The 25,644-nt window shown below is 71.8% G+C and carries 24 protein-coding genes; 14 read left to right on the top strand and 10 right to left on the bottom strand.

The window, feature by feature from the left end; translation table 11 throughout:
• Nucleotides 1-1,222: ABC transporter ATP-binding protein (locus D8M35_RS08765; protein WP_148113345.1), on the top strand; the 1,222-nt coding region annotated here is incomplete at its 5' end.
• 80 nt (nucleotides 1,223-1,302) lie between these two features.
• Here the strand turns inward: D8M35_RS08765 and D8M35_RS08770 are convergent.
• Nucleotides 1,303-2,052, bottom strand: a complete 750-nt coding sequence (locus D8M35_RS08770) for a CPBP family intramembrane glutamic endopeptidase (protein WP_126891511.1) — start codon at nucleotides 2,050-2,052, stop codon at nucleotides 1,303-1,305.
• 125 nt (nucleotides 2,053-2,177) lie between these two features.
• Here D8M35_RS08770 and typA point away from each other — a divergent pair, with 125 nt between their 5' ends.
• The 7 genes from typA (at nucleotide 2,178) to D8M35_RS08805 (ending at nucleotide 10,380) form a co-directional block, all read left to right on the top strand.
• A complete protein-coding gene (typA, locus tag D8M35_RS08775) occupies nucleotides 2,178-4,100 on the top strand; it encodes a translational GTPase TypA (RefSeq protein ID WP_126891512.1) in 1,923 nt (640 codons plus the stop codon).
• Between the two features lie 129 nt (nucleotides 4,101-4,229).
• Nucleotides 4,230-5,423: an amidohydrolase gene (locus tag D8M35_RS08780; RefSeq protein WP_126891513.1), complete on the top strand. Its 1,194-nt coding sequence runs from the start codon at nucleotides 4,230-4,232 to the stop codon at nucleotides 5,421-5,423.
• Nucleotides 5,424-5,575: 152 nt separating this feature from the next.
• Nucleotides 5,576-6,115, top strand: a complete 540-nt coding sequence (locus D8M35_RS08785) for a hypothetical protein (RefSeq protein WP_126891514.1) — start codon at nucleotides 5,576-5,578, stop codon at nucleotides 6,113-6,115.
• A 19-nt stretch (nucleotides 6,116-6,134) separates the two neighbouring features.
• A complete protein-coding gene (locus tag D8M35_RS08790) occupies nucleotides 6,135-7,400 on the top strand; it encodes a PIG-L family deacetylase (protein WP_126891515.1) in 1,266 nt (421 codons plus the stop codon).
• Between the two features lie 36 nt (nucleotides 7,401-7,436).
• The gene (fdxA, locus tag D8M35_RS08795; RefSeq protein WP_058728223.1) at nucleotides 7,437-7,754 is read left to right on the top strand and encodes a ferredoxin; all 318 of its coding nucleotides are present in this window, start codon (nucleotides 7,437-7,439) and stop codon (nucleotides 7,752-7,754) included.
• Nucleotides 7,755-7,768: 14 nt separating this feature from the next.
• Nucleotides 7,769-8,887, top strand: coding sequence for a succinyldiaminopimelate transaminase (dapC, locus tag D8M35_RS08800; RefSeq protein ID WP_126891516.1), 1,119 nt, complete (start codon nucleotides 7,769-7,771; stop codon nucleotides 8,885-8,887).
• A 194-nt stretch (nucleotides 8,888-9,081) separates the two neighbouring features.
• Nucleotides 9,082-10,380 carry a citrate synthase gene (locus D8M35_RS08805; protein ID WP_111226486.1) on the top strand — a complete coding sequence of 433 codons (1,299 nt, stop codon included), beginning with the start codon at nucleotides 9,082-9,084 and terminating at the stop codon, nucleotides 10,378-10,380.
• 508 nt (nucleotides 10,381-10,888) lie between these two features.
• Here the strand turns inward: D8M35_RS08805 and dapD are convergent.
• The gene (gene dapD / locus D8M35_RS08810) at nucleotides 10,889-11,857 is read right to left on the bottom strand and encodes a 2,3,4,5-tetrahydropyridine-2,6-dicarboxylate N-succinyltransferase (protein WP_126891517.1); all 969 of its coding nucleotides are present in this window, start codon (nucleotides 11,855-11,857) and stop codon (nucleotides 10,889-10,891) included.
• 175 nt (nucleotides 11,858-12,032) lie between these two features.
• Between dapD and dapE the strand changes: the two genes are divergently transcribed.
• Entirely contained in the window at nucleotides 12,033-13,115 is a 1,083-nt protein-coding gene (dapE, locus tag D8M35_RS08815) for a succinyl-diaminopimelate desuccinylase (RefSeq protein WP_126891518.1), read from the top strand.
• Nucleotides 13,112-14,350, top strand: a complete 1,239-nt coding sequence (locus D8M35_RS08820) for a hypothetical protein (RefSeq protein ID WP_238638166.1) — start codon at nucleotides 13,112-13,114, stop codon at nucleotides 14,348-14,350. Before dapE ends, D8M35_RS08820 begins: the two co-directional genes overlap by 4 nt.
• Here the strand turns inward: D8M35_RS08820 and D8M35_RS08825 are convergent.
• Nucleotides 14,329-15,546, bottom strand: coding sequence for an AI-2E family transporter (locus D8M35_RS08825; protein WP_126891520.1), 1,218 nt, complete (start codon nucleotides 15,544-15,546; stop codon nucleotides 14,329-14,331). The genes D8M35_RS08820 and D8M35_RS08825 overlap by 22 nt on opposite strands.
• Nucleotides 15,547-15,691: 145 nt before the next feature.
• On the opposite strand from D8M35_RS08825, the gene D8M35_RS08830 reads away from it, so the two are divergent.
• Nucleotides 15,692-15,862, top strand: coding sequence for a DUF3117 domain-containing protein (locus tag D8M35_RS08830; RefSeq protein ID WP_017887054.1), 171 nt, complete (start codon nucleotides 15,692-15,694; stop codon nucleotides 15,860-15,862).
• A 93-nt stretch (nucleotides 15,863-15,955) separates the two neighbouring features.
• Here D8M35_RS08830 and D8M35_RS08835 read toward each other — a convergent pair whose 3' ends face one another.
• Complete coding sequence (locus tag D8M35_RS08835) at nucleotides 15,956-16,588, bottom strand: O-methyltransferase (RefSeq protein ID WP_126891521.1); 633 nt, start codon at nucleotides 16,586-16,588, stop codon at nucleotides 15,956-15,958.
• Between the two features lie 64 nt (nucleotides 16,589-16,652).
• On the opposite strand from D8M35_RS08835, the gene D8M35_RS08840 reads away from it, so the two are divergent.
• Nucleotides 16,653-17,033, top strand: coding sequence for a twin-arginine translocase TatA/TatE family subunit (locus D8M35_RS08840; protein WP_238638167.1), 381 nt, complete (start codon nucleotides 16,653-16,655; stop codon nucleotides 17,031-17,033).
• Nucleotides 17,034-17,102: 69 nt separating this feature from the next.
• Here D8M35_RS08840 and D8M35_RS08845 read toward each other — a convergent pair whose 3' ends face one another.
• Genes D8M35_RS08845 through D8M35_RS08860 form a run of 4 tightly spaced genes read right to left on the bottom strand, consistent with a single transcriptional unit; the run spans nucleotide 17,103 to nucleotide 21,024 of the window.
• Nucleotides 17,103-17,954, bottom strand: coding sequence for a bifunctional 2-polyprenyl-6-hydroxyphenol methylase/3-demethylubiquinol 3-O-methyltransferase UbiG (locus tag D8M35_RS08845; RefSeq protein WP_126891523.1), 852 nt, complete (start codon nucleotides 17,952-17,954; stop codon nucleotides 17,103-17,105).
• Nucleotides 17,955-17,995: 41 nt separating this feature from the next.
• Nucleotides 17,996-19,162, bottom strand: a complete 1,167-nt coding sequence (locus D8M35_RS08850) for a P-loop NTPase (RefSeq protein WP_126891524.1) — start codon at nucleotides 19,160-19,162, stop codon at nucleotides 17,996-17,998.
• On the bottom strand, nucleotides 19,155-19,721 hold the full coding sequence (locus D8M35_RS08855; RefSeq protein ID WP_174234724.1) for a DUF1003 domain-containing protein: 567 nt from the start codon (nucleotides 19,719-19,721) through the stop codon (nucleotides 19,155-19,157). The genes D8M35_RS08850 and D8M35_RS08855 overlap by 8 nt, the downstream gene beginning before the upstream one ends.
• A complete protein-coding gene (locus D8M35_RS08860; RefSeq protein WP_126891525.1) occupies nucleotides 19,705-21,024 on the bottom strand; it encodes a CBS domain-containing protein in 1,320 nt (439 codons plus the stop codon). The genes D8M35_RS08855 and D8M35_RS08860 overlap by 17 nt, the downstream gene beginning before the upstream one ends.
• Nucleotides 21,025-21,218: 194 nt before the next feature.
• Between D8M35_RS08860 and D8M35_RS08865 the strand changes: the two genes are divergently transcribed.
• Nucleotides 21,219-22,340 (top strand): general stress protein, encoded by a 1,122-nt coding sequence (locus D8M35_RS08865; RefSeq protein WP_126891526.1) that lies wholly within the window; start codon nucleotides 21,219-21,221, stop codon nucleotides 22,338-22,340.
• Between the two features lie 72 nt (nucleotides 22,341-22,412).
• Here D8M35_RS08865 and D8M35_RS08870 read toward each other — a convergent pair whose 3' ends face one another.
• Entirely contained in the window at nucleotides 22,413-22,940 is a 528-nt protein-coding gene (locus tag D8M35_RS08870; protein WP_308222913.1) for a GNAT family N-acetyltransferase, read from the bottom strand.
• Nucleotides 22,941-22,949: 9 nt separating this feature from the next.
• Complete coding sequence (locus tag D8M35_RS08875; RefSeq protein WP_126891527.1) at nucleotides 22,950-24,434, bottom strand: aminopeptidase P family protein; 1,485 nt, start codon at nucleotides 24,432-24,434, stop codon at nucleotides 22,950-22,952.
• Between the two features lie 61 nt (nucleotides 24,435-24,495).
• On the opposite strand from D8M35_RS08875, the gene D8M35_RS08880 reads away from it, so the two are divergent.
• Nucleotides 24,496-25,377 carry a PHP domain-containing protein gene (locus D8M35_RS08880; RefSeq protein WP_126891528.1) on the top strand — a complete coding sequence of 294 codons (882 nt, stop codon included), beginning with the start codon at nucleotides 24,496-24,498 and terminating at the stop codon, nucleotides 25,375-25,377.
• The last annotated feature ends 267 nt before the right edge of the window (nucleotides 25,378-25,644 follow it).

Here is a 25,644-nt window from a genome sequence, read left to right on the forward strand (position 1 = left end):
CGTGTGCCGCGGGTCCGAACCGCCGCTCGCCACCGTCGACGTCGCCGCCGGCGTGGCGGGCGAGGAACCGGTCGACACCGCGGTTCCGCATGCCGTCGCCTGCCACCGCTACGAGGAGGTCGCCGCGGCACACGCCGACGCCGGCGCGATCTTCCGCCTGCCGGAGATCCCCGCGGCCGCGACCGCGGTGACCGCGCCGACCGACCGCGCCGGACGGGACGCCGTCGTCCGGGTCGAGGGCCTGACGAAGACCTTCCCGCTCCTGCGCGGTGCGCTCTTCAAGCGGAAGGTCGGGCAGGTCTTCGCCGTCGACGGTGTCGACCTCGACATCCGGAAGGGTGAGACCCTGGGCCTCGTGGGAGAGTCCGGCTCCGGCAAGTCGACGACGCTGCACCAGCTGATGGACCTCGAGCGCCCCGAGCACGGTACGGTCGAGCTCTTCGGACAGCCGGTCACGGCGTCGAAGCAGCTGCGGCAGCGCATCTCGATGGTGTTCCAGGACCCCGCGGCGAGCCTCGACCCGCGCATGTCGGTCTACGACGTCGTCGCCGAGCCGCTCCGCGCGATCGGTGCCTCGTCCGACCGCATCGCCGAGCGGGTACCGGAGCTCCTCGGGCTCGTGGGGCTCCGGGCCGCCGAGGCCGACCGCTACCCGCACGAGTTCTCGGGCGGTCAGCGGCAGCGCATCTCGATCGCCCGGGCGCTCGCCACCGAGCCGGAGCTCATCGTGCTCGACGAGCCGGTGTCCGCGCTCGACGTGTCGATCCAGGCCGGGGTGCTCAACCTGCTCGCCGACCTCAAGGCGCGTCTCGGGCTGTCCTACCTGTTCGTGTCGCACGACCTGTCGGTCATCCGGCACGTCGCGGACCGGGTCAGCGTGATGTACCTCGGCCGCACCGTGGAGGAGGGCGCGGTCGACGAGGTCTTCGAACGCCCGATGCACCCGTACACGGCGGCGCTCATGTCGGCCGTGCCGGTGCCGGACCCTGTCATCGAGCGGTCGCGGAGGACGATCCTGCTGCCGGGGGACCCGCCCAGCCCGACCGAACGTCCGACGGGCTGCCGGTTCCGCTCGCGGTGCCCGCTGTACGCGATGCTGCCCGAGGCCGAGCAGCAGCGCTGCCGCGACGAGGCGCCGGAGAAGGCCGCGCGCCGCGGCGCGGAGCGCGACCACCGTGCTGCCTGCCACTACCCGGAGAAGGTGCCCCAGCTGGTCGCGTGACCAGACGACGGACGGGAGGCGCGGTGCCGGCTGGCACCGCGCCTCCCGTCCGTCGCCCGGTCGCCTCGGCGACGGAACCGCTACCGGAACAGCTGCGGGAACGCCTGCGCCACGAAGGGGTAGCCCACGAAGACGACGGCGTCGAGCAGGCAGTGCGTGATGACGAGGGGCAGGAGCCGTCCCCACTTCGTGTAGATCCAGCCGAACACGACGCCCATCACCGCGTTCCCCACGAACGCGCCGAACCCCTGGTAGAGGTGGTAGCTCCCGCGCAGCACCGCGGTCGACAGGATGACCTGCCACCGCCCCCAGCCGATGCCGCCGAGTCGCTCGTACAGGTACCCGATGACGATGACCTCCTCCTGCAGCCCGGACCGGACCGCCGAGAGCAGCAGGACGGGGACGGTCCACCAGTAGGTGTTCAGCGCCGCGGGGTCGACGTCCACGGTGAAGCCGAGCGCCCGCCCCGTGAAGTACAGCGCGAGCCCGGGGATGCCGATGCCGAGCGCGATGAGCGCCGCGCCGCCGAGGTCCGGCCGGACGCGGAACCGGTCGATCCCGAGGCGGTGCAGGTGCGGGCGGCGGGCACTCCAGAGCAGGGAGCAGACCAGCGCCACCGGAGCGAGGTCGACCGCGATGCCGACGAGCTGCCGCGCGAGGTCGACGTACTGCACGGTCGTGGTCGACGTGTTCAGCGCCGTGGACTGCTCGCCGAGGGGAGTCGTCTGGGACAGGTCGTCGATGATCTGCAGCACCGAGTACAGCGCGCTGCCGCCCAGCGAGAGCATGAGGACGATCGTGATCTCGATCCACGTCCGCCGTCGCGTCATGCGCTGTACTCCTCAGGGTTGCGAACTACCGGTAGACTGGCGTGTCGGGCGTTCTGCCCGCGGGTGCCATGTGTCCAAGACGACCGGCCGCCCGATCTTCTCCGAACACTTGAAGGATGTCCTGTATGGCGCTCGCCACCCGGTCCGACCTGCGCAACGTCGCCATCGTGGCACACGTCGACCACGGCAAGACCACCCTCGTCGACGCGATGCTCACGCAGACCAACTCGTTCGACGCCCACTTCGAGGGCGAAGACCGGATGATGGACTCGAACGACCTCGAGCGCGAGAAGGGCATCACCATCCTCGCGAAGAACACCTCGGTGCTCTACAACGGGAAGCACGCCGAGGAGTTCAACCCGGGCGGTCGCATCACGATCAACGTGATCGACACCCCCGGCCACGCCGACTTCGGTGGTGAGGTCGAGCGCGGCCTCTCCATGGTCGACGGTGTCGTGCTGCTCGTCGACGCGTCCGAGGGCCCGCTGCCCCAGACCCGCTTCGTGCTCCGCAAGGCGCTCGCCGCGAAGCTCCCGGTGATCCTGCTCGTCAACAAGACGGACCGCCCGGACTCCCGCATCGACGAGGTCGTCTCCGAGTCGCAGGACCTGCTGCTCGGCCTGGCCTCCGACCTGTCGGACGAGGTCGACGACCTCGACCTCGACGCGATCCTCGACGTGCCCGTCGTCTACGCGTCCGGTCGTGCCGGTGCCGCGTCGCGCAACAAGCCCGAGGACGGCTCGCTGCCCGACAACGAGGACCTCGAGCCGCTGTTCGAGGCGATCCTGCAGCACGTCCCGGCCCCGACGTACGACGACGAGCACCCGCTGCAGGCGCACGTCACGAACCTCGACGCCTCGCCGTTCCTCGGCCGCCTCGCGCTGCTCCGCATCTTCCACGGCACGATGAAGAAGGGGCAGACGGTCGCGTGGGTCAAGCACGACGGCACCGTCGCGAACGCCCGCATCACCGAGCTGCTCATCACGAAGGCGCTCGACCGCTTCCCGGCCGAGTCCGCGGGCCCCGGTGACATCGTCGCCGTCGCCGGCTTCGACACGATCACCATCGGCGAGACGCTGTCCGACCCCGAGGACGTCCGTCCGCTGCCGACCATCACGGTCGACGACCCGGCGATCTCGATGACGATCGGCACCAACACCTCGCCGCTCGTCGGCAAGGTGAAGGGCCACAAGCTCACGGCCCGCATGGTCAAGGACCGCCTGGACCGCGAGCTCATCGGCAACGTCTCGCTCAAGGTGCAGGACATCGGCCGCCCGGACACCTGGGAGGTCCAGGGCCGTGGTGAGCTGGCGCTCGCCATCCTGGTCGAGCAGATGCGTCGCGAGGGCTTCGAGCTCACGGTCGGCAAGCCGCAGGTCGTCACCAAGCGTGACGAGAACGGCAAGCTCCTCGAGCCCTACGAGCACATGACGATCGACACGCCGGAGGAGCACCTCGGCGCGATCACGCAGCTCATGGCCGCGCGCAAGGGTCGCATGGAGAACATGACGAACCACGGCACCGGCTGGATCCGCATGGAGTTCATCGTGCCGTCGCGCGGCCTGATCGGCTTCCGCACGTCGTTCCTCACGGAGACCCGCGGCACCGGCATCGCGAACGCGATCTCGCACGGCTACGACGAGTGGGCCGGCCCGATCCAGACCCGCATCAACGGCTCGATCGTCTCCGACCGCGCCGGTGTCGTCACGCCGTTCGCCATCACGAACCTGCAGGAGCGCATGACGTTCTTCGTCAACCCGACGGAGGAGGTCTACGAGGGCATGGTCATCGGCGAGAACTCGCGCGCCGACGACATGGACGTCAACATCACGAAGGAGAAGAAGCTCACGAACATGCGTTCGGCGAACGCCGACTCCTTCGAGTCGATGACGCCGTCGCGCCAGCTCTCCCTCGAGGAGTGCCTGGAGTTCGCGCGCGAGGACGAGTGCGTCGAGGTCACCCCCGACCACGTCCGCATCCGCAAGGTCGAGCTCGACGCGCAGGCACGCCAGCGTGCGTACGCCCGCCTGAAGCGCCAGGACGCGTAACAGCACTGCGACGGCACGTCGCCCTGCGACGGCCTGGAGGCACTGCGTCCGTCCGACGGCCCGGTCACCGCACGAGGTGGCCGGGCCGTCGGCGTCTGCGCTCGCCGGCTCCGGGGTTACGGTGGACGGGTGACCCTCGACCTCCTCTCCCTGTACCAGGACCTGCACGCCCACCCGGAGCTCGGCTTCCAGGAGCACCGCACCGCCGGTGTCATCGCCGACCGGCTCGCCGAGATCGGGGGGATCGAGGTCACGTCGGGCGTCGGCGGCACGGGTGTCGTGGGCGTCCTGTCGAACGGCGACGGCCCGGTCGTGTGGCTCCGCGCCGACATGGACGGCCTGCCCGTGCAGGAGCGCACCGGCCTGCCCTACGCGAGCGCGCACACCGGCCGCGACGACGAGGGCGTCGAGGTGCCGACCATGCACGCCTGCGGGCACGACATCCACGTCACGTGGCTGCTCGGCACCCTCGAGCGCCTCGTCGACACCCGCGACGCCTGGCACGGCACGGTCGTCGCCGTGTTCCAGCCGGCCGAAGAGGTCATCTCGGGTGCCCGCGCGATGATCGAGGACGGCCTGGTCGAGCGCTTCCCGAAGCCGGACGTGGTCCTCGGGCAGCACTCGGCGCCGGCACCGGTCGGCGTCGTGGCGGTCGGCAGCGGTCCCGTGATGGCGTCCAGCGACCGCCTGACGGTCACGTTCAACGGCCGCGGTGCGCACGGGTCGGCGCCGCAGGCCTCGCTCGACCCGATCGTCACCGCCGCGAGCGCCGTCGTGCGACTGCAGACCGTGGTCTCGCGCGAGGTCTCGCCCTCCGACGCCGGCGTCGTCACCGTCGGCAACTTCCACGCGGGGACCCGACCGAACATCATCCCGGACCAGGCCGTGATCGAGATCTCGACGCGTGCCCGCAACGAGGAGACCCGCGAGCGCATCATCGCCTCGATCGAGCGCATCGTGCGGGCCGAGAGCGACGCCGGGGGGCTGTCCGCCCCGACGATCGAACGCGCCCCCGGCGCCGAGGTCACCGTGAACGACGCGGATGCGGCGAAGCGGGTGCTCGAGGCGCTCCGTGGTGTCGTGCCGGACGCCCGCGACCTCGAGATCGGGCTCGCGATGGCGTCGGAAGACGTCGGGCAGCTCGCCACCGCGGCGGGGGTGCCCCTCGTGTACTGGTTCACCGGCATCACCGACCAGGAGCTGTTCCGTCGCGGCGAGGAGATCCCGAGCAACCACTCGCCGTTCTACGCGCCGCAGGCCGAGACGGCGATCCCGGTCGGTGTCGACGCCCTGACGGCCGCCGCTCGCACCTACCTCGCCTGACCCCCCTCCGCGAAACGCAACCTCGGCGGCAGTACGCAGCGGCACGACGCTGCGAGCAGTCGCCATCGTTGCGTTCCGCGGGAAGGAGGCGGGCGGGAGGTTTCCCAGGGAACGCACGCCGCGCCTCCCGGCAGTCCACCTAGGGTGTCCGCATGCGCACGACCCGGACCCTCATCGCCGCCGTCACCGCGGGCATCGCCCTGGCGGGCCTGACCGGCTGCTCCGCCGACGCGGTGCGGCAGGCCACCGACCTCGGGTCGTCGGTCGCCTCGAACGTCAGCGAGACGGTGCAGGGGATCGACGGCAAGGCGATCCAGGACGGCATGGCGTCGGTGGCGGGCGGCATCGACGGTGCGCTCGACGCGGCGCTGTCGGGCACCGGGGTCACGAGCGACGGCAAGGTGCCGGACGGGTTCCCGACCGCGGACGTCCCGCTCGTCGACGGCACCGTGCTCGGTGGTGGGGCTGGACCGAACGGCTCCGGGTGGGTGGTGCAGGTCCGCGTGGCCGCGGTCGACGACTTCCAGGCGGCCACCGAGCAGCTCGCGGCCGCCGGGTACACCGAGTCCGCGAAGCGCGCCGACGCGTCGAGCGCGTTCGGGTTGTTCCGCAGTGACACGCACCGCGTGGTGCTGACGGTGTCCGAGTCCAAGGACGGCGTGACCGCGACGTACATCGTCACGCCCCGCTAGCGAAGTACCCTGGGACGCGATGTCCAAGGCTCCCGCACCGCGTCCCGAGCGCGTCCTGTTCGTGCACGCCCACCCCGACGACGAGACCCTGTCGTCGGGCGGCACCATCGCCACCCTGCTGGAGCTCGGTGCCGAGGTGACCGTCCTCACCGCGACCCGGGGCGAACGCGGCGAGATGCTCACCGAGGCCCTCGCACCGCTCTTCGGCGACGGACCCCGAGTCGCCGCGCACCGCGAGACCGAGATCGCCGCCGCACTGGCCGCCCTCGGGGGTCCGGCGCACCTGTGGCTCGGCGGCAGGGGAGCGCGTCCCACCGACCTGCCCGAGCGGCGGTACAGCGACTCCGGCATGCAGTGGGGACCGGACGGTCGCGCCACGGCCGCCGACGACGCCCCGGTCGACTCGCTCACCGCGGCCGACCTCGGCGAGGTCGTCGACGACGTGCGCGCGGCGATCCGCTCCACGGGGGCCGACGCGGTGGTCAGCTACGCCGACGACGGCGGGTACGGGCACCCGGACCACGTTCGGGTGCACCACGCCGCCCGGTACGCCGCCCGTGCGGAGGAGGTCCCGTTCTCGATGATCGTCCCCGCCGACTCCGCCGAGGCCGACCTGACCGTCGACGTCGTCCTCGTCCGGGCGAAGGTCCGTGCCGCCGTCGAGCAGTACCGGTCGCAGGTTACCGTCGACCCCGTGGACCCGACCGACCCGCAGCGCCTGACCTGGGTGATGCCGCACGGGGTCCGGCAGGAGGCCCCCGCGGTCGAGGCGTTCCGCCACGACGCTGACCCGGTGCCCCGCGCACCCGAGACCTTCGCCGAGCTCACCCGCCAGGGCAAGGTGACGGCGGTCGTCGTCGCCGCGGTCGCCGGCCTCCTCGTCGGTGCGCTCGGGACCGTCACGCACCAGCAGCGCATCGCGGGTCTCCCGGTCGGGATGGTCCTGACCACGCTCATCGTGCTCGGGCTGGTGGTCGGCCTGCGGCTCCTGTACCGCTCGCGGGTGATGGTCGCAGCGGCCGGCATCGCGATCATCGTCGCGACGCAGGTCCTGGTGAGCGTCGGCGGTCAGTCCTCACCGCTCGTGCTCGCGAACCTCGCCGGGTACGTCTGGACCTTCGCACCGGCGGCGATCGCGGCGTTCACCCTCGCGTGGCCCGACCTGTCCGGACTCCGTGCCCGCGCCGCCGCGGCGTCGACCGGGGGCGGTCCCGCTTCACCGGGGTCGGCTGCCGCGCCGCCCTCGGACCCTGCGCGGTCCGAGGCTCCCGGGCGCCGCGAGTAGACTCGACATGCTCAGTCCGAAGGGAGCACCCGCACCGTGACCTACGTGATCGCCCAGCCCTGTGTCGACGTCAAGGACCGCGCCTGCATCGACGAATGCCCGGTCGACTGCATCTACGAGGGTGACCGGTCGCTGTACATCCACCCCGACGAGTGCGTCGACTGCGGTGCGTGCGAGCCGGTCTGCCCGGTCGAGGCGATCTACTACGAGGACGACCTCCCGGACGAGTGGGCCGACTACTACAAGGCCAACGTCGAGTTCTTCGAGGAGGTCGGCTCGCCCGGCGGTGCCGCGAAGGTCGGTGTGATCCACAAGGACCACCCGGTCGTCATGGCCGAGCCGCCGCGCGGCTGACCCCGGACCGATCCGTGGCGCTCGACCTCCCCGACTTCCCCTGGGACCAGCTCGTCCCGTTCAAGCAGCGCGCAGCGGCGTACGAGGGCGGCCTCGTCGACCTGAGCGTCGGCTCGCCCGTCGACCCGACCCCCGAGGTCGTCCGCCGGGCCCTGGCCCGTGCGACCGATGCGCACGCCTACCCGCAGGTCGCCGGCACGCCCGCGCTGCGAGAGGCGATCGCCGACTGGTACGGCCGACGGCAGCGCGTCACGCTCACCCCGGAGCAGGTGCTCCCGACGATCGGCTCGAAGGAGTTCATCGCCGGGCTCGCGCTCTGGCTCGGCATCGGACCCGGCGACACCGTCGTGTTCCCGGAGGCCGCGTACCCGACGTACGAGCTCGGCGCCGCACTCGTGCGCGCCGAGGCGCTGGCCTCGGACGACCCCGCCGCCTGGCCGGAGACCACGAAGCTCGTGTGGTTGAACTCGCCGGGCAACCCGGACGGCCGCGTGCTCTCCGTCGAACAGCTGCGCGCCGCGGTCGCACGGGCACGGGAGCTCGGCGCGGTCGTCGTCGGCGACGAGTGCTACGCCGAACTCGGGTGGGAGCCGCCGTACGACGCGGCGCCGACCCCGTCGATCCTCGACCCCCGTGTCGTGGGGGACCGTGTCGACGGTGTGCTCAGCGTGTACTCGCTGTCGAAGCAGTCGAACCTGGCTGGCTACCGCGCCGCCTTCGTCGCCGGGGACGCAGCGATCCTGGCGGAGGTGCTCGCGGTGCGGAAGCACACCGGCATGATGCCGCCGCTGCCCGTGCAGGACGCGATGATCGTCGCCCTCGCCGACGACACGCACGTGCAGCAGCAGAAGGCCCGCTACCGCGCCCGCCGGAACATGCTCCGACGGGCACTCGAAGGCGCGGGCTTCCGGATCGACCACAGCCAGGCCGGCCTCTACCTCTGGGCCACCCGGGGCGAGCCGGCACTCGACACCGTGGGCTGGCTGGCGGAGCGGGGCATCCTCGTCGCTCCCGGGACCTTCTACGGGCCCGCGGGTGCGGAGCACGTGCGGGTGGCGCTCACCGCGACCGACGACCGGATCGCGGCCGCGGCGCAGCGCCTGGCGAGCACGAGGAGACTCGCGGCCTCCTGACCGAGGTGGGTCGCGCCTCCCGGCCGCGGCTCGGGACCAGACCACCGTGCGCTCCCTGCACAATCCGTGGAATCCACCAGATCTCCGCCTTCCGGTGGTGCACGACCGACAGTCGGCGCAGTTAGGCTGTCGTCGTGACTGACACTGCCAACGACGCTCAGAAGACGGCCACACCGCCCACCACGCCCGTCCCCGTGAGCCCCGCCGCCGCGGAGTCGACGGAGACCGCGACGCTGACCTTCCCGGGTGGCACGGCGGAGTTCCCGATCCTGCCGAGCGTCGACGGCGCATCCGCCATCGACATCTCCTCGCTGAAGAAGCAGACCGGGCTGAACACGCTCGACTACGGCTTCGTCAACACCGGCGCGACGAAGAGCGCCATCACCTACATCGACGGCGACCAGGGCATCCTGCGCTACCGCGGGTACCCCATCGACCAGGTCGCGTCGGGGTGCACGTACCTCGAGGTCGCCTGGCTGCTCATCTACGGCGAGCTCCCCACCGCCGAGGAGCTCGAGGGCTTCGACGCCCGCATCCGTCGGCACACGCTGCTGCACGAGGACCTCCGTCGCCTGTTCGACGCACTGCCGCACTCGGCCCACCCGATGTCGGTGCTGTCGAGTGCCGTGAGCGCCCTGTCCACGTACTACGAGGACGACATGGACGTCGACGATCCGGAGAAGGTCGAGCTGCAGACCGTCCGGCTCCTCGCCAAGCTCCCGGTCATCGCCGCCTACGCGCACAAGAAGGCCATCGGCCAGGCGTTCCTCTACCCGGACAACAAGCTGTCGTTCGTCGACAACTTCCTGCGCCTGAACTTCGGCACCATGGCCGAGCCCTACGAGCCGAACCCGGTGCTGTCGAAGGCGCTCGAGCGGCTCCTCATCCTGCACGAGGACCACGAACAGAACGCCTCGACGTCGACCGTCCGCCTGGTGGGCTCGACGAAGGCGAACATGTTCGCGTCGATCTCCGCCGGCATCAACGCGCTCTACGGGCCGCTGCACGGTGGTGCGAACGAGGCCGTGCTCGAGATGCTCCAGCAGATCAAGGACTCGGGCGAGCCGGTGTCGCGCTTCGTGGAGCGGGTGAAGAACAAGGAGCGCGGGGTGAAGCTCATGGGCTTCGGGCACCGCGTCTACAAGAACTACGACCCGCGCGCGAAGCTCGTCAAGGAGTCCGCGCACGAGGTCCTGCAGTCGCTCGGGGTGCAGGACGACCTGCTCGACATCGCGATGGAGCTCGAGCAGATCGCACTCGAGGACGAGTACTTCGTCAGCCGCAAGCTCTACCCGAACGTCGACTTCTACACGGGCATCATCTACCGAGCGATGGGCTTCCCGCCGCGGATGTTCACGGTGCTGTTCGCCATCGGGCGTCTGCCGGGGTGGATCGCGCAGTGGCGTGAGCTGAACAACGACCCGCTGAACAAGATCGGCCGTCCGCAGCAGCTCTACGTGGGGCACCCGGAGCGGGACCTGCCCGCGCGCTGACACCGGGCTCCCTGCTGCCGGGAGGCCCGCTCGCGTTCCGCGAGCGGGCCTTTTCTGTCACGCTCGGCGCCGCGTGCCGACGGTTCGTGCCCGCTGGGCAACGTGCGCGCGGCGTGTCCTGCCCGCTCGGTGAGCCGAGAGCGATCGCGAGCGGCGTCGGACGGGAGGCGTGGTGCGGGCTGGTGCCGCGCCTCCCGTCCGACGCTCCGCCCGTTCCTTCCCATCACGCTCGACATGGCAGGCGGAACCGGGCGTACCTGGTCGTTCCAGCGGACCAGGTACGCCCGATTCGGCCAGGTATGCCCGGTTTCGCCCTGTCCGCCCCGCCCACTCGCGCAGCATCGAGGCCGACGCAGGGCTTGCCGACGCCGACACGAGCCGCCGTCGCCGTGCCGAGACGGCGCGGACGCGACGAGACACCGCCGGATTCGGCGGTGTCTCGTCGTGGTGCGCCCCTCTCGCGGAGGCGCGGTGCCGCGGTGGCGCGGAGGCGCGGCGGCGCGGCGCGCTACGCGTGCAGCGCCGTGTTGAGCTGGATGCCCTGCCCCTGGCGCTGCAGGGCCTCGACCGCGCCGGAGAGCGAGTTGCGCCGGAACAGCACGTTCGGCACCCCCGACAGCTCCGCCGCCTTCACGGTGCGGGGCGTGCCGTCGGGGCTCGGCGCCGCGCCGACCAGGACGACCTTCGTGCCCGCCGTCACGTAGAGCCCGGCCTCGACCACGGAGTCGTCACCGAGCGAGATGCCGAGGCCGGCGTTCGCCCCGAGGAGCGCCCGTTCCCCGAGCGACACCCGGTGCGTCCCGCCGCCGGACAGCGTGCCCATGATGGACGCGCCACCGCCGATGTCGGTGCCGTTGCCCACGACCACGCCCTGGGACACCCGGCCCTCGATCATGGCGTCACCGAGCGTGCCGGCGTTGAAGTTCACGAAGCCCTCGTGCATGACCGTCGTACCGGGTGCGAGGTGCGCGCCGAGCCGCACGCGGTTCGCGTCGCCGATGCGCACGCGGTCCGGCACCACGTAGTCGAGCAGGCGGGGGAACTTGTCGACCGCGTGCACGGCGATGCCCGCGCGCTGCAGCGCGGGACGCAAGCGCGTCAGGGCATCGGGGTGGACGGGGCCGGCGTTGGTCCACGCGACGATCGGCAGGTGGCCGAAGACGCCGTCGAGCGAGACCTCGTTCGGTCGCACGTGCAGGTGGCTGAGCAGGTGCAGCCGCAGGTAGGCGTCGGGCGTGCTGGCCGGTGCGTCGTCGATGACGATCTCGGTCGTCACCGCTTCGATCCGGACCTCGCGCCGCGGGTCGTCGCCGACGTGCGCCTCGAGCTCGGGCGGGAGTACCGCGTCGGCCGGTCGCGCGCCGAGGTGCGTCTCCGGGTACCACGTGTCGAGGGTGGTGCCGTCGGCGGCGATCGTCGCGAGGCCGTGGCCCCAGGCGTGCGTGGGTCGGTCGGTGGCAGCGGTCGCGTCGGTCACGCCACCAGGGTAGCGAGCGCGCCGGGCGACGACCCGTCCAGGGAGACGGTCTGTGGAGAACGGTCGCGTCCCCGGTCCGCCCGGTCTGGAGGCGCGGGTGCTGTGGACGGACGGCCTCCGTCCCCAGGTGGTCGCCTCACCGATCGCTGAGGGACACGGCCGGTACGCTGACCGCATGCCGGAGCAGCTCGACCTCACCGCCTCGTCCATCGACATCACGCGTGCCATCTGCGACATCGAGTCGGTGTCCGGGAACGAAGGACCCCTCGCCGACGCGATCGAGGCAGCGCTGTCGGCGCTGCCCCACCTCGAGGTGGTCCGCGACGGCGACGCGATCGTCGCGCGGACGCAGCTCGGCCGCGATCGCCGGGTCGTGATCGCCGGGCACATCGACACTGTGCCGCTCAACGGCAACCTGCCGACCGAGTTCCGCACCACGGACGACGGCACCGAGATCCTCTGGGGCCGCGGGACGGTCGACATGAAGGCCGGCTGTGCGGTGCAGCTCAAGCTCGCGCACGACCTCGCCGAGCCGAACGTCGACGTCACGTGGGTGTTCTACGACCACGAGGAGGTCAGCGACTCCCTCAACGGCCTCGGGCGGCTCGCGCGGACCCGTCCCGAGCTGCTCGCCGGCGACTTCGCGATCCTCGGTGAGCCGTCGGGCGCGCAGATCGAGGGCGGGTGCAACGGCAACCTCCGAGCCGAGGTCCGGACCTTCGGCAAGCGCTCCCACAGTGCGCGCAGCTGGATCGGCGACAACGCGATCCACAAGACGGCACCGATCCTGGCGACGCTCGCCGCCTACGAGCCGCGGACCGTCACGGTCGACGGTCTCGAGTACCGCGAGGGCCTGAACGCCGTCGGCATCACCGGTGGCATCGCGGGCAACGTCATCCCGGACGAGGCGATGGTGCACGTGAACTACCGCTTCGCGCCGTCGCGCAGTGCCGACGAGGCGGTCGCGCACATCCGCGAGCTGTTCGACGGGTACGACGTGCAGATCGTCGACCTCGCCGCCGGTGCTCGGCCCGGGCTCGACGCCCCGCTCGCGCAGCAGTTCGTGGCCGCGGTCGGCGGCCCCGCTCCGCGTCCGAAGTACGGCTGGACCGACGTCGCCCGCTTCTCGGCGCTCGGCGTCCCCGCGGTCAACTACGGTCCGGGTGAGCCGGTCTTCGCGCACCACGACGACGAGCAGGTGCCCGTCGAGCAGATCACCGCGGTCGAGGACGGCCTGCGTCGGTGGCTGACGGCGTGACCACCGGCCCCGCGCGCACCGTCGCGGGGCACTCGACCTCCGAGCGCTTGCGGGCGCGCTACCGACTCGTGCCGTGGTGGCTGCGGGTGACCGTCGTCTACGTGGTCGCACGGCTCGTGACGGGGGCGATGCTCCTGGCCTTCGCCGGTGTGCAGACCGCGAACTCGTTCACCGCCGCACGTCCGTCGTACCTGTCCTTCGCCGCCATCTGGGACGGCGCCTGGTACCGCGTGATCGCGTCGAACGGGTACCCCTCCACCCTGCCGGTGGACGCCGCGGGCCACGTGACGGAGAACGCGTGGGCGTTCATGCCCGCCTACCCGTTCCTCGTGCGCGGCCTGATGGTGCTCACGGGTGCCTCGTTCGAGGCCGTCGCCGTCGTGGTGTCGCTGGTCGCGGGGTGGGGTGCCGCGCTGGTGTTCCGGCGGCTGATGGGTCGCTTCCTCGACGACGGCCGGGCGACCTTCGCCACGGTGCTGTTCTGCGTCGCGCCGGTGTCCGCCGTGTTCCAGGTCGCCTACGCCGAGGCGATGGGGCTCTTCCTGTTGCTGGTCGCCCTGCTGCTGATGGTCGATCGGCGCTGGTGGACGATGCTGCCCGTCGTGCTGCTGCTCGGCATGACCCGACCGACCGGACTGGCGTTCGCGTTCCTCGTGGCGCTGTTCCTGGCCGCCTGGACGATCCGACCGTCGTGGGTGCGCGAGGCGGCGCGGCCGACCCTGCGCACGGCCGTACCACCGCTGACCGTCGCCGCGGTCTCCGGGCTCGTCGGGCTCGCGTGGCCCGCGATCGCATGGGCGGTGACGGGGGTGCCGAAGGCCTACACGGACACGGAGCTCGCCTGGCGGTCGTCGTACATCGGGTGGAAGGAGCTCGTCCCGTTCGCGCCGTGGATCCAGGGCGCCGGGTGGTGGTTCGGGCAGCCGGCGGGCGGGGTCCTGCTCGCCGTGGCGGTGGTCGGGTTCGCGGTCTTCGTGTTCCACCCCGCCGCGCGGCGCATCGACCTGGAGCTCCGCCTGTGGGGCGTCGCGTACGTCGTCTACCTGCTGGCGGTGTTCTTCCCGCAGTCGAGCACCTGGCGCATCCTGCTGCCGATCGCGCCGCTGCTGGGCATCGTCGCCCTGCCGAGGTCGCGGGTGTACCGGGTGCTGCTGGTCGCCGTGTGCATCGGCCTGCAGTTCGTCTGGCTGTACACGTGCTGGTGGGTCGACGGCTACGACTGGACCCCGCCGTGATCGACCCCGCCGTGATCGATCCCGCCGGGATCGGCGGCGCCGTGACCGTCCCCGCCGGGATCGCTCTCGCCGCGGTCGACCTCGCGGTCGTCTGAGTCCTCCGCGGCGGCCGTGTCCGACGGGTCCTCGCCGGGACGCCACTCGGCTGCGGCGTGCACCATCGCGTTCACGGTCGCGATGAACGGCACCGCGAAGAACGCACCGACGACGCCGGCGATCGTCGTGCCCGCGGTGACGCCGAGCACGACGCCGAGCGGGTGCACGCGGACGGCCGAGCCGGTGAGGAACGGGTGCAGCACGTGGCTCTCGAGCTGCTGCACGACCACGACGACGCCGAGCATGACCAGCGCCGGCACGAGCCCGTTGAAGACCAGCGCGATGAGCACGGCGACGATGCCGGCGACGATCGCCCCGACCACCGGGACGAACGCGCCGAAGAACACGATCACGCCGATCGGCACGGCGAGCGGCAGCCCGAGGGCGAGTGCTCCGATGACGATGCCGAGCGCGTCGGTCACCGCGACGACGAGCTGGACGCGGATGAAGCTGGTGAGGGTCTTCCACCCCGCCTGACCGGCCGCGTCGATGCGGCCGCGGGAGCGACGCGGGAAGATCCGGACCACCCACGACCAGATCCGGTGACCGTCGATCAGCACGAAGATCGTCGTGAAGACCACGATGAAGAGCCCCTCGAGGGCGTGCACCAGGCCGCTGCCGGCCTCCGCTGCCCCGGACAGGATCGACGCGACGTGGGTCTGCAGGAACTTCGTCGCCTCCGCCAGGTACTTCGTGACCTGCGCCGAGGTGATGCCGAACGGCTCGGTCGCGAGGAGGGTCTGGAAGGTCTGCACGTTGCTCGTGAGTCGACGCTCGAGGGTCGGCAGGTCGTAGCGGATCTGCGCGGTGACGACGAGCGCCAGGATCCCGAGCACCACCACGACCGAGATGCAGGCCGTGAGCACTGCGAGCCACTTCGGCCACCGGTGCCGTTGCAGGAACGCCGAGAACGGGGCGAGCAGCGCACAGACGAGCAGCCCGACCAGGAACGGCACCACGATGTCCTGCAGCAGCACCACCAGGGCCACGACGACGGCCAGGGCGGCCACCGTCACGAGGAAGCGCCACGAGAACGCACCGGCGATGCGCATGCCCGTCGGCACCGCCTCGGCGACTGGATCAGCCTGTGGACGCAGCATGGAGCGGATGTTCGGCACACGCCAAGGTGACCACTCCGAGCCGCGAGAACGTCGCATTCCGACACCCCCAACCTGGGCGGTTTCGCAGTTGCCCCCTCGGTACGGGATAATGGGCGAGCATCTTCTGCACGAAAGGGGACATCTGATGGCAGCGATGAAGCCGAGGACCGGTGACGGGCCGATGGAGGCTGTCAAGGAGGGTCGACTCATCATCGTGCGGGTTCCGCTCGAAGGTGGAGGCCGCCTGGTGGTCTCGGTCAACGACGCCGAGGCCAAGGAACTCCACGACGCACTGGCAGAGGTCGTCTCCGCCTAGTCCGTCGACGCACCACGACAGGAGGCCCGGAGCGCGTACGCTCCGGGCCTCCTGTGCGTCCCGCGGTCGGTCGATGCGGCCGCGCGGGTCAGGTCAGGCGGAGACCTTCGTCATCTGCAGCAGCCCGTCCCCGGCGGGGGAGAGCGCGCTCCGGACCGCACCCGACGTCGACACCTCGGTGAGCAGCAGTCGGAAGTCCGTGGTCGCGCGGTCCCGGCGCACCGGGTCCGCGACCCGACCCCGCCAGAGCGCGTGCGGCACGAGCACCGTGCCCCCGACGCGCGCGAGCCGGAGTCCGTGCTCCACGTACTCGATGACGTGCTCCGGGTCGGCGTCGACGAGCACGACGTCGTACGACGCCTCGTTCATCCGCGGCAGGACCTGGTTCGCCCGTCCCGGGATCAGCCGGACGCGCGACGGAGCGGTGCCGGCGGCGACGTAGGCGTCACGGGCGTACTGCTGGTGGTCGACCTCGACGTCGATCGTCGTGAGGGTGGCGTCCGGCGCACCGCGCAGCAGGTACAGCCCCGACACCCCGAGTCCGGTACCGATCTCGATCATGCTCGTCGCGCGTGAGGCCGCTGCGACGACGGCGATCTGGGCGCCGATCGCGGGGGAGATCGCCTCGACCCCGAGTTCCAGGGAGTGCTCTCGCGCTCGGGCGATCACCTCGGGTTCCGAGACGATGTCCTCGGCGAACTTCCAGTTCGACTCTTTCTCTGACACGCACACTCCGTTCGGAGGTCAACTCTACGGGTGCGGCGCAGTGGGACGGGTTACGCTCGTTGCCGTGTCCATCGACTTCAACAAGATCCTGATCATCGGGATCATCGCGGTGCTGCTGCTCGGACCGCAGCGCCTGCCGATGTACGCGCAGAAGCTCGCCGAGTTCGTCAAGGCGGTCCGCCGCTTCGCCGACACCGCGAAGGACCGCATGCGCGAGGAGATGGGCCCCGAGTTCGACGACGTCGACTGGCAGAAGCTCGACCCCCGGCAGTACGACCCCCGTCGCATCATCCGCGACGCCCTGCTCGACTCCGGGGGTGCGACCGCCGGCAGCATGGCGGCGGTGGAGACCGCGCAGGTGTCCGCGTCGAAGGTGCGGGCGACGGCACCGGTGGTGCCGCTCGCCGAGGGCGAGCCGGCCCCCTTCGACACCGAGGCGACCTGACGCGGCTTCCGCCACGACACGACGGACGGGAGGCCCGGTGCCAGCTGGCACCGGGCCTCCCGTCCGTCATCAGTCGCGTGTCGCGACGATCGTGAACGTCGTGGGCATCCGGTCGCGGTCCGCGGCGGGCCAGACCCACGAGCCGTGCCCGTCCTCCTCCATGCGGGGGCTGAAGCGCCACGGCAGCGTCCGCCCCTCGTCCAGGCGCAGCAGGCGCAGGCCGGCGCCGAGCAGGGCGTTCACGACCTCGGACAGTGGGTGCGGCCACTCGTAGGTGCGGGTGTTCGCGACGGTGCCCTCGCCGACGTAGGTGCCCGTGCCCTCCCACTGCTGCGCCGTGCCGTCGGGGAAGTACCGGTGCCGCGTCACGAGCTCCGCGGCGTCCTCGTCCAGGGCGTACAGCGCCGGGTGGCCGTCGCGGATGAAGAACACCCCGCCCGGTCGGAGGAGCCCCGCGACCTGTGCGGCCCAGCGGTCGAGGTCGTCCAACCAGCAGATCGTGCCGATGCTCGTGTAGACGACGTCGAAGTCCCCGGTGACGGCGGCGCGGGCGTCGAGCACGTCGGTCTCCACCCAGGTGACGTCGAGGCCGAGCCGGTCGGCCAGGGCCGCTGCGGACGCGAGCGCCGGCGCGGAGAAGTCGACCCCGGTGAGCCGGGCACCCTCACGGGCGAGGGAGACCGTGTCGGTGCCGATGTGGCACTGCAGGTGGCAGACGTCGAGCCCCGCGAGCGTCCCGCCGGGCAGCCACGGCGTCAGTGCGGGGAGGTCGTCGCGGACGACGTCCGAGCGGTGCGCCGGGTCGTCGAGCGCGGCGACGTCGTACGCGCCCTCGTGGATGGGGACCCGGTCGTCCCAGTTCGCCCGGTTCGTGTCGCGGGCGGCGTCCCAGTCGACGGTGACGTGGTCGGTGCTGTCCATGCAGTCACGCTAGCGGGCGCGTCGACCCGCGAGGTGATCGGTCAGGACAGGGTGAGCCCGAGCTTCCGTCCGGCCAGGCCCCGCCCCATCATGGTGATCGACCCGGCCACGGCCCGCAGGGCGACCGCAGCGGGGTCCTCCGGTGCGCCGAGCACGACGGGCACCCCGGTGTCCCCGCCCTCCCGGAGCGGCACCGAGAGCGGCACGCGTCCGAGCACCGGCACGGGGACGTCCTGCCCGCGGGAGAGCCGTGCGGCGGTCTCGTCGCCGCCGCCCTCGCCGAACAGGTGCAGGACGCTGCCGTCGGGCTGCACGAGCCCCGCCATGTTCTCCACGACGCCGATGACCCGCTGGCCGGTCTGCCGCGCCACGACCCCGCTGCGCTCGGCGACGTCGGCCGCCGCGGCCTGGGGCGTCGTGACGACGAGCACCTCGGCGTGGGGGAGCAGCTGCCCGACCGAGATGGCCACGTCGCCGGTACCGGGCGGCAGGTCGAGCAGGAGCACGTCGAGGTCGCCGAACCACACGTCGGTCAGGAACTGCGCGACCGTGCGGTGCAGCATCGGACCACGCCAGGACACCGCCGTGGAGACGTCGTCGACGAACATGCCGATCGAGACGACCTTCACTTCGTGGGCGACCGGCGGCAGGATCATGCTGTCGACGCGGGTCGGGCGGGGTGCCACACCGTGTTCGTCGGTCAGTCCCATCAGACCGGGGACGCTGAAGCCGTGCACGTCCACGTCGACGATCCCGACCCGCTGCCCGGCCGCTGCAAGGGCGACCGCCAGGTTCACCGTGACCGTCGACTTGCCGACCCCGCCCTTGCCGCTCGTCACGGCGATGACCCGGGTGAGCGAGTCCGGGGTGAACTGCACGCCGCGCGGTCGACCGGCGCGGAGTCGCTCGGTGAGCGCGGTGCGGGTCGCCGGGCTCATCACGGAGACGTCGACGTCGACGTGCTGCACGCCGTCCACGGAACCGGCGGCCGACCGCACGTCGCGCTCGATGGTGTCGGCGGCCGGGCACCCGACGATGGTGAGCTGCAGGTCGACGCGCACCGAGCCTCCCGGCTGCACGTCCACCCCGCGGATCATGTCGAGCTCCGTGACGGGGCGGCGGATCTCGGGGTCGATCACGCGACCGAGCGCAGCGAGGACCGCGGCGCCGAGCTGTTCGTCGGTCGCCGCGGGGGAGTCGTCAGCCACGCGCGCTCGTCGCTCCCTCGCTGTCGTCGACGGCGTCGGCGCGCAGTGCGGCCTCTTCCTGGTCGCGGCGGTCGAGCTCCTCGAGCAGTGAGCGGATCTCGGCGCGGATGAAGTCCTTCGACGCCATGTCCCGCATCGCCAGGCGCAGGGCGACGACCTCGCGCGCCAGGTACTCGGTGTCCGCGAGGTTCCGCTCGGCACGCTGGCGGTCCTGCTCGAACTGCACGCGGTCGCGGTCGTCCTGCCGGTTCTGCGCGAGCAGGATGAGCGGCGCTGCGTACGAGGCCTGCAGCGAGAGCACCAGCGTGAGCGCGGTGAAGCCGATCGCAGCCGAGTCGAACTGCCACGGCTTCGGTGCGAGGGTGTTGTAGCCCATCCACAGCGCACAGAAGAGCGTCAGGCCGACCAGGAACCAGGGCGTGCCCATCGCACGTGCGATGCCCTCGGTTGCGCGACCGAAGGTGTCGCCGCGACCACGGCGTCGGGTCGGGAGCACGCGCGTGCGCATGCCCTTGGGGGAGTCGAGTCGCTCCTGTCGGGCGTCATCCGTTCGGGCCACGGGTGGTCCTCCTTCCCGTCGTCACGGGCGTCTTGCGCTGGCGTTGGCGGAGTCGCGAGGGGGCATCCCCCTCGCCCCGACTTCGCCAGTCGTCCGGCAGGACGTGGTCGAGGACATCATCGATCGTCACCACCCCGACCAGACGGTGGGCGTCGTCGACCACGGGGACGGACACGAGGTTGTAGGTCGCCATCACGCGGGTGACCTCGGCGGCACTGGCGTCCACGCGGACCGGTTCGGTCTGCTGGTCGATGAGCGTGCCGAGGCGTTCGTTCGGCGGGTAGCGGAGCATGCGCTGGAAGTGCACGAGCCCGAGGAACCGACCGGTCGGCGGCTCGTAGGGCGGCAGTACCACGCAGACGCTCGCGCCGAGTGCCGGAGCGAGCTCGTGCCGGCGGATGAGCGCCAGGCCCTCGGCCACGGTCGCGTCCGCCGAGACGATGACGGGCTCCGTCGTCATGAGACCACCGGCGGTGTCCGGCTCGTACTCCAGGAGCATGCGGACGTCCTGCGCCTCCTCCGGCTCCATGAGCTGCAGCAGGGCCTCGCTCCGGTCGTCGGGGAACTGCGCGAGCACGTCGGCGGCGTCGTCGGGCTGCATCTGGTCGAGCACGTCGGCGGCGCGGGCGTCCTCGAGGCGGGTGAGGATCTCGATGCGCTCCTGGTCGGGCATCTCCTCGAGCACGTCGGCGAGCCGGTCGTCGGGGAGCTCCTCGGCGACCTCGAACCGGCGCTCCTCGGGCAGGTCGAGCAGCGTCGAGGCCAGGTCGGCCGGCAGCAGGTCGGAGTACGCGGCGATGACGTGCTCGGCGGACTGGGCCTCGCCGGGGAGCTCGTCCTCGGTGACCTCGTTCCAGGTGGCGAACGTCGTCGGGCCCTTGCCGAACGGGGACGGGGTCGTCTTCGGCTTCCGGAGGAAGAGCTGCGACACCTCCCAGTCGCCCTGTCCGCGGTCCTCGATCGCGACGTCCTCGATGGTTGCGCGGATGCGCTCCTTCTTGATGAGGACCTTGCGACCGAGCATCTCCGCGATGACGCGGACCTCGCCACCGCGCTGCTCGAAGCGGCGCATGTTGACGATGCCGGTGGTGATGACCTGACCGGCGCCGATCGACGTGACGCGGCCGATGCTCAGGAAGATGCGGCGCTTGCCCGGCACCTCGACGATGAGCCCGACGACGTGCGGGGCGTCGACGCGGCGGTACACGACCAGGACGTCCCGGACGCGACCGACGCGGTCGCCCGCGGGGTCGAAGACGGAGCACCCGGCGAGGCGGGCGACGAAGACCTTCGTGGCGCTCACCCGTCCAGCGTAGTCGCTGCCGCTCGGGCCGGGGACGAGCGGACCCCGCGGACGCTGAGACGACACACGGGGTCGACCCGCAGTTGTCGTCGCTGTCGCTGCTGTCGCTGCTGTCGACGTCGCCGTCGCCGTCGCCCCGGAGGTTCCCGGGAGGCGTACGTGCGATCGCAAGGTGCCCGGTGGATGATGGCTGGGTGAGCAACCAGAGCCCGTTCGCCGGACGCACCGCCCAGGCCTTCCCGACGCTGCCGCGCGGGGACGTCCTCGGCACCTACGACAGCTACCCGGACGCCCAGCGTGTCGTCGCGAAGCTCGCCGAGGCGGACTTCCCCGTCGCGAAGATCGCGATCGTCGGCAACGACCTGAAGACCGTCGAGCGGGTCACCGGCAAGATGACGTACGGCCGTGCGGCGATCGCGGGCGCGCTCTCCGGCCTGTGGCTCGGTATCTTCTTCGGCATCGTGCTGACGCTGTTCTCGCCGACCGCCGGCGGCCTGATCATCGCCGCCGCGATCATCGGTGCCGCGTTCGGCATGCTCTACGGCATCGTGTCCTTCGCGATCACGAAGCGGCAGCGCGACTTCACGAGCGTGCACCAGGTGCTCGCCACGAACTACCAGATCGTCGTCGACCCGCAGCTCACGGGCCAGGCGCAGCGGATCCTCGGGCAGCACGGTGCGACGCCGTCCACCCACTGGAACGACGCACCGCAGCCGGGAGCGCCCGGTTCGCAGGCGCGCCCCTTCCAGGGGCAGGAGCCGTGGCGTCCGGGTCCGCAGCAGGGATCGCCCTACGGCGGCCACGCGACACCGCACCAGCAGCCCCGGCCGGGAGGCCCGCAGCAGTCCGGCCCGTCGGCCGGCGGTCCGCAGGCGGGTGCGTCCCACCCCGGGAACGGCCCGCGGTACGGGACGAACGACGGTCCGCGCTACGGGACGAACGACGGTCCCCGCTACGGCGCGAACGACAGTCAGCGGAACGACGGCCCGCGAAACGGTTCGACCGACGGTCCGCGGCCCAGCACGAGCGACGGCCCGCGCTACGGGACGAACGACGGTCCCCGCTACGGCACGAACGACGGTCCCCGCTACGGCGAGACCCCGCAGACGGCGCAGCAGCCCGCGCCGCCGTCGGACCCCCGCGTCCCGCAGTCCCGGCCGGACCAGCCCCCGCAGTACGGGGAGCGCGTCGGCGGCACCGACCAGCGTCCCGACGGTCGCGACCAGCGTCACGATGACGCCGACCAGCGTCCCGACGGTGCCGACCAGCGCCCCGGCTCGGCATCCGACGACCGTCGCGACGGCGAGCGCGGCTGACGAACCCCGATCACACAGGAAGCCCGCGTCGACGATCGTCGACGCGGGCTTCCTGTGTGAGGGGTGGATCGTTCAGAGCACCTTCGAGTAGCAGATCGATCGCGCCGCGCCGACGTACGGCCCGAACTGGGCGATCCGACGGAAGCCCTCGCGCTCGTAGAACCCGATGGCCCGCTTCTGCTCGTCGCCGGTCTCGAGCACGAGCGCCGGGGAACCCAGGTCGATCGCGGCCTCCTCGAGGCGACGGAGGATCGCGCTCGACACCCCGGCCCCGCGGGACTCCGGTCGCACGTACATCCGCTTCACCTCGGCGATGCCGTCCTGCACCAGGCGCAGGCCGCCGCAGCCGAGGGGCGTGCCGTCCTCGTCACGGGCGAGGAAGAACACGGCGATCGAGTCCGCCGTCGGCTTCTCGCCCGGTTCGGTGTCCCCGCCGTAGGCCCGGTCGATCTCCAGTCGCTGCGCGGCACGGAGCCGCTGCGCGTCGGGGGAGTCGAAGTGCTCGACGTCGATCACGAGTCCGCGCGGCACGTCGACGCCCGTCCGGCTGTCCGGCTGGGCTGTGGTCGTGCTGGGGGAGGCCTCGGGCGTCGTCGTCACGTCCCCAGGCTAGCGGCCGGTGCGGGCGATCCACCCCTCCACTTCCGAGGGGGTCCGCGGGATGCCGACGGACAGGTTCTCGGCGCCGTCCTCGGTCACCAGGATGTCGTCCTCGATGCGGACGCCGATGCCGCGGAACTCCTCGGGCACGGTCAGGTCGTCCTGCTGGAAGTACAGGCCGGGCTCGATCGTGAACACCATGCCGGGCTGCACGATGCCGTCGATGTACATCTCGCGACGGGCCTTGGCGCAGTCGTGGACGTCGAGCCCGAGGTGGTGGCTCGTCCCGTGCACCATGTAGCGGCGGTGGAACTGGTTGTCCGGCTGCAGCGACTCCTCGGCGGTGCCCGGCAGGAAGCCCCACTCGGCGGTCTTCTTCGCGATGACCTCCATCGCGGTGGCGTGCACCTCGCGGAAGGTGATGCCCGGCTTCACGATCGCGAACGCGGCGTCGGCTGCCTCGAGCACGGCCTCGTAGACCATGCGCTGCACGTCGGTGAAGGTGCCCGACACGGGGAGCGTCCGGGTGATGTCGGCGGTGTAGAACGAGTCGACCTCGACCCCGGCGTCGATCAGGATGAGGTCGCCCGGCTGCACGGCGCCGTCGTTCCGGGTCCAGTGCAGGATGCAGGCGTGGTGGCCGGACGCGGCGATGGTGTCGTAACCGACCGTGTTGCCGTCGGCTCGTGCACGGCGGTTGAAGGTGCCCTCGACGATGCGCTCGCCACGGGGGTGTGCCAGGACGGCGTCGAAGTCGGCGATGACGTCGTCGAAACCGGACTTGGTGGCCTCGACGGCCTTGCGGAGCTCGTTCACCTCGTAGGCGTCCTTCACGAGCCGGAGCTCGGACAGGTCGCGGGAGAGCACGTCGTCGGTCGCGGGGGTCTCGTCCACCGCGTCCGCTCCACCGACCGTGGTGCCGAGGCGGGTGTCGATCGCACGCGTGAGCTCGGTGTCGGCGTCGCGGACGAGCAGGACCGACGCGTCGAGGCCGTCCGCGACCTCGGCGAAGGTACCGAGGTCGGCCGTCGCGAGCCCGAGGTCGGCCGCGACCTCGTCGAGCGAGGGGCGGGGTCCGACCCAGAACTCGCCGATCTCGGGGTTCGCGTAGAACTCCTCGGAGTCGCGGCCGGCCGTGGCACGGAAGTACAGCGTGGCGTCGTGCCCGGACCCGTTCGGCGTCATCACGAGCACGGAGCCGACGACCGTGTCGGTGCCCCAGCCGGTCAGGTGCGCGAAGGTCGAGTGCGGGCGGAAGGGGTAGTCGCAGTCGTTCGAGCGCACCTTCGCCTGCCCGGCGGGCACCACGATCGTGCGCCCGGGGTGCAGCTCCGAGATCCGGGCGCGGCGCTCGGCAGCGAAGGCCGACTGCTCGCGGGGCTCGGGGATCGGCCGCGCACGGTCCGCCCACTGCGACGCGATGTGGTCCTTGAAGGTCGAGGACCCGGGGGTGGTGGAACGGTTGCTCGTCGCGCGGGGAGTGGTGTCGGCCATGTCACCCATCATCGCACCGAGCTGACCCTCCGGCCTGAGCGGCTGTTCACCTGTCGGTAGCATGGTCGACGTGCCCGATCCGTTCATCGACCTGCACGCCCACTCGAGCGTGTCCGACGGCACCGAGCGGCCGGCAGACCTCGTCGCCGCAGCCGCCGCTGCCGGCCTCGACGGCGTCGCCCTGACGGACCACGACACCACCGCGGGGTGGGACGAAGCGATCGCCGCCGTCCGCGACCGCCCGATGTCGCTCCTGCCCGGACTCGAACTGAGCACGCGCGTCGGCCACCGCAGCGTGCACGTGCTCGGCTACCTGGTCGACCCGACCGACGACGCCCTGGTCGCGGAGACCAGCCGGATCCGCGACGGCCGGTACTCGCGGGCACGGCGCATGGTCGAGCGCATCGGCCGCGACCACCCGATCACGTGGGAGGACGTCCTCGCCCAGGCGCGCGACGGCGCCACGATCGGCCGTCCGCACATCGCCGACGCCCTGGTCGCCCGCGGGCTCGAGCCCGACCGCAGCGCAGCCTTCCGCGGGATCCTGCACCCCGCGTCCGGCTACTACGAGCCGCACGAGGCACCGACGCCCCTCCGCGGGGTCGAACTCATCCGCGGCGCCGGCGGCGTCCCCGTGATCGCGCACCCGGCTGCGTCCTCGCGCGGGATCGTGATCGACGAGCCGATGCTCCGCGAGCTGGTCGACGCCGGCCTCGGCGGACTCGAGGTCGACCACCGCGAGAACCTCGCCCACGGCAAGCGCACGCTGCTCGACTGGGCGGGCCGCTACGACCTGTTCGTCACCGGCTCGAGCGACTACCACGGCACCGGCAAGCCGAACCGCTTCGGCGAGCACCGCACTGCGCGGCGCTCCTTCGACACCATCGTCGACCAGGCCACCGGCAGCGCCCCGGTCCACGGCGCGGGCTCCCGCCTGGCCTGAGGCCCGGTCCCGCTCGGTCCGACCGGGGCCGAGCCTCGGTCCGAGCGACATTCCTCGCGTTCCGGGGCGCGAGCAACGTCGCTGGGCCCGAGACCCGGGCGCGGCAGGCCGGCGCGTGCGTGAGGACGACGAAGGGCCCGTCGCGTCAGCGACGGGCCCTTCGGTCTGGAGGCGCTACTCGCCGTCCGACGACCCCTGCGGAGCCGAGGCGGTCGCCTCGGCAGAGCCGCTGCCGCCGCTGCGACGGCGACGACGACGGCGGCGCTT

The organism is Curtobacterium sp. HSID17257, from assembly GCF_003989515.1.
Classification (GTDB): Bacteria; Actinomycetota; Actinomycetes; order Actinomycetales; family Microbacteriaceae; genus Curtobacterium.

Excerpts from the sequence above, each read along its gene's own strand:
- D8M35_RS08770 (WP_126891511.1), bottom strand. The coding sequence starts at position 2,052 with ATGACGCGACGGCGGACGTGGATCGAGATCACGATCGTCCTCATGCTC.
- typA (WP_126891512.1), top strand. The coding sequence starts at position 2,178 with ATGGCGCTCGCCACCCGGTCCGACCTGCGCAACGTCGCCATCGTGGCA.
- D8M35_RS08785 (WP_126891514.1), top strand. The coding sequence starts at position 5,576 with ATGCGCACGACCCGGACCCTCATCGCCGCCGTCACCGCGGGCATCGCC.
- D8M35_RS08790 (WP_126891515.1), top strand. The coding sequence starts at position 6,135 with ATGTCCAAGGCTCCCGCACCGCGTCCCGAGCGCGTCCTGTTCGTGCAC.
- dapE (WP_126891518.1), top strand. The coding sequence starts at position 12,033 with ATGCCGGAGCAGCTCGACCTCACCGCCTCGTCCATCGACATCACGCGT.
- D8M35_RS08825 (WP_126891520.1), bottom strand. The coding sequence starts at position 15,546 with ATGCTGCGTCCACAGGCTGATCCAGTCGCCGAGGCGGTGCCGACGGGC.
- D8M35_RS08830 (WP_017887054.1), top strand. The coding sequence starts at position 15,692 with ATGGCAGCGATGAAGCCGAGGACCGGTGACGGGCCGATGGAGGCTGTC.
- D8M35_RS08845 (WP_126891523.1), bottom strand. The coding sequence starts at position 17,954 with ATGGACAGCACCGACCACGTCACCGTCGACTGGGACGCCGCCCGCGAC.
- D8M35_RS08875 (WP_126891527.1), bottom strand. The coding sequence starts at position 24,434 with ATGGCCGACACCACTCCCCGCGCGACGAGCAACCGTTCCACCACCCCC.
- D8M35_RS08880 (WP_126891528.1), top strand. The coding sequence starts at position 24,496 with ATGGTCGACGTGCCCGATCCGTTCATCGACCTGCACGCCCACTCGAGC.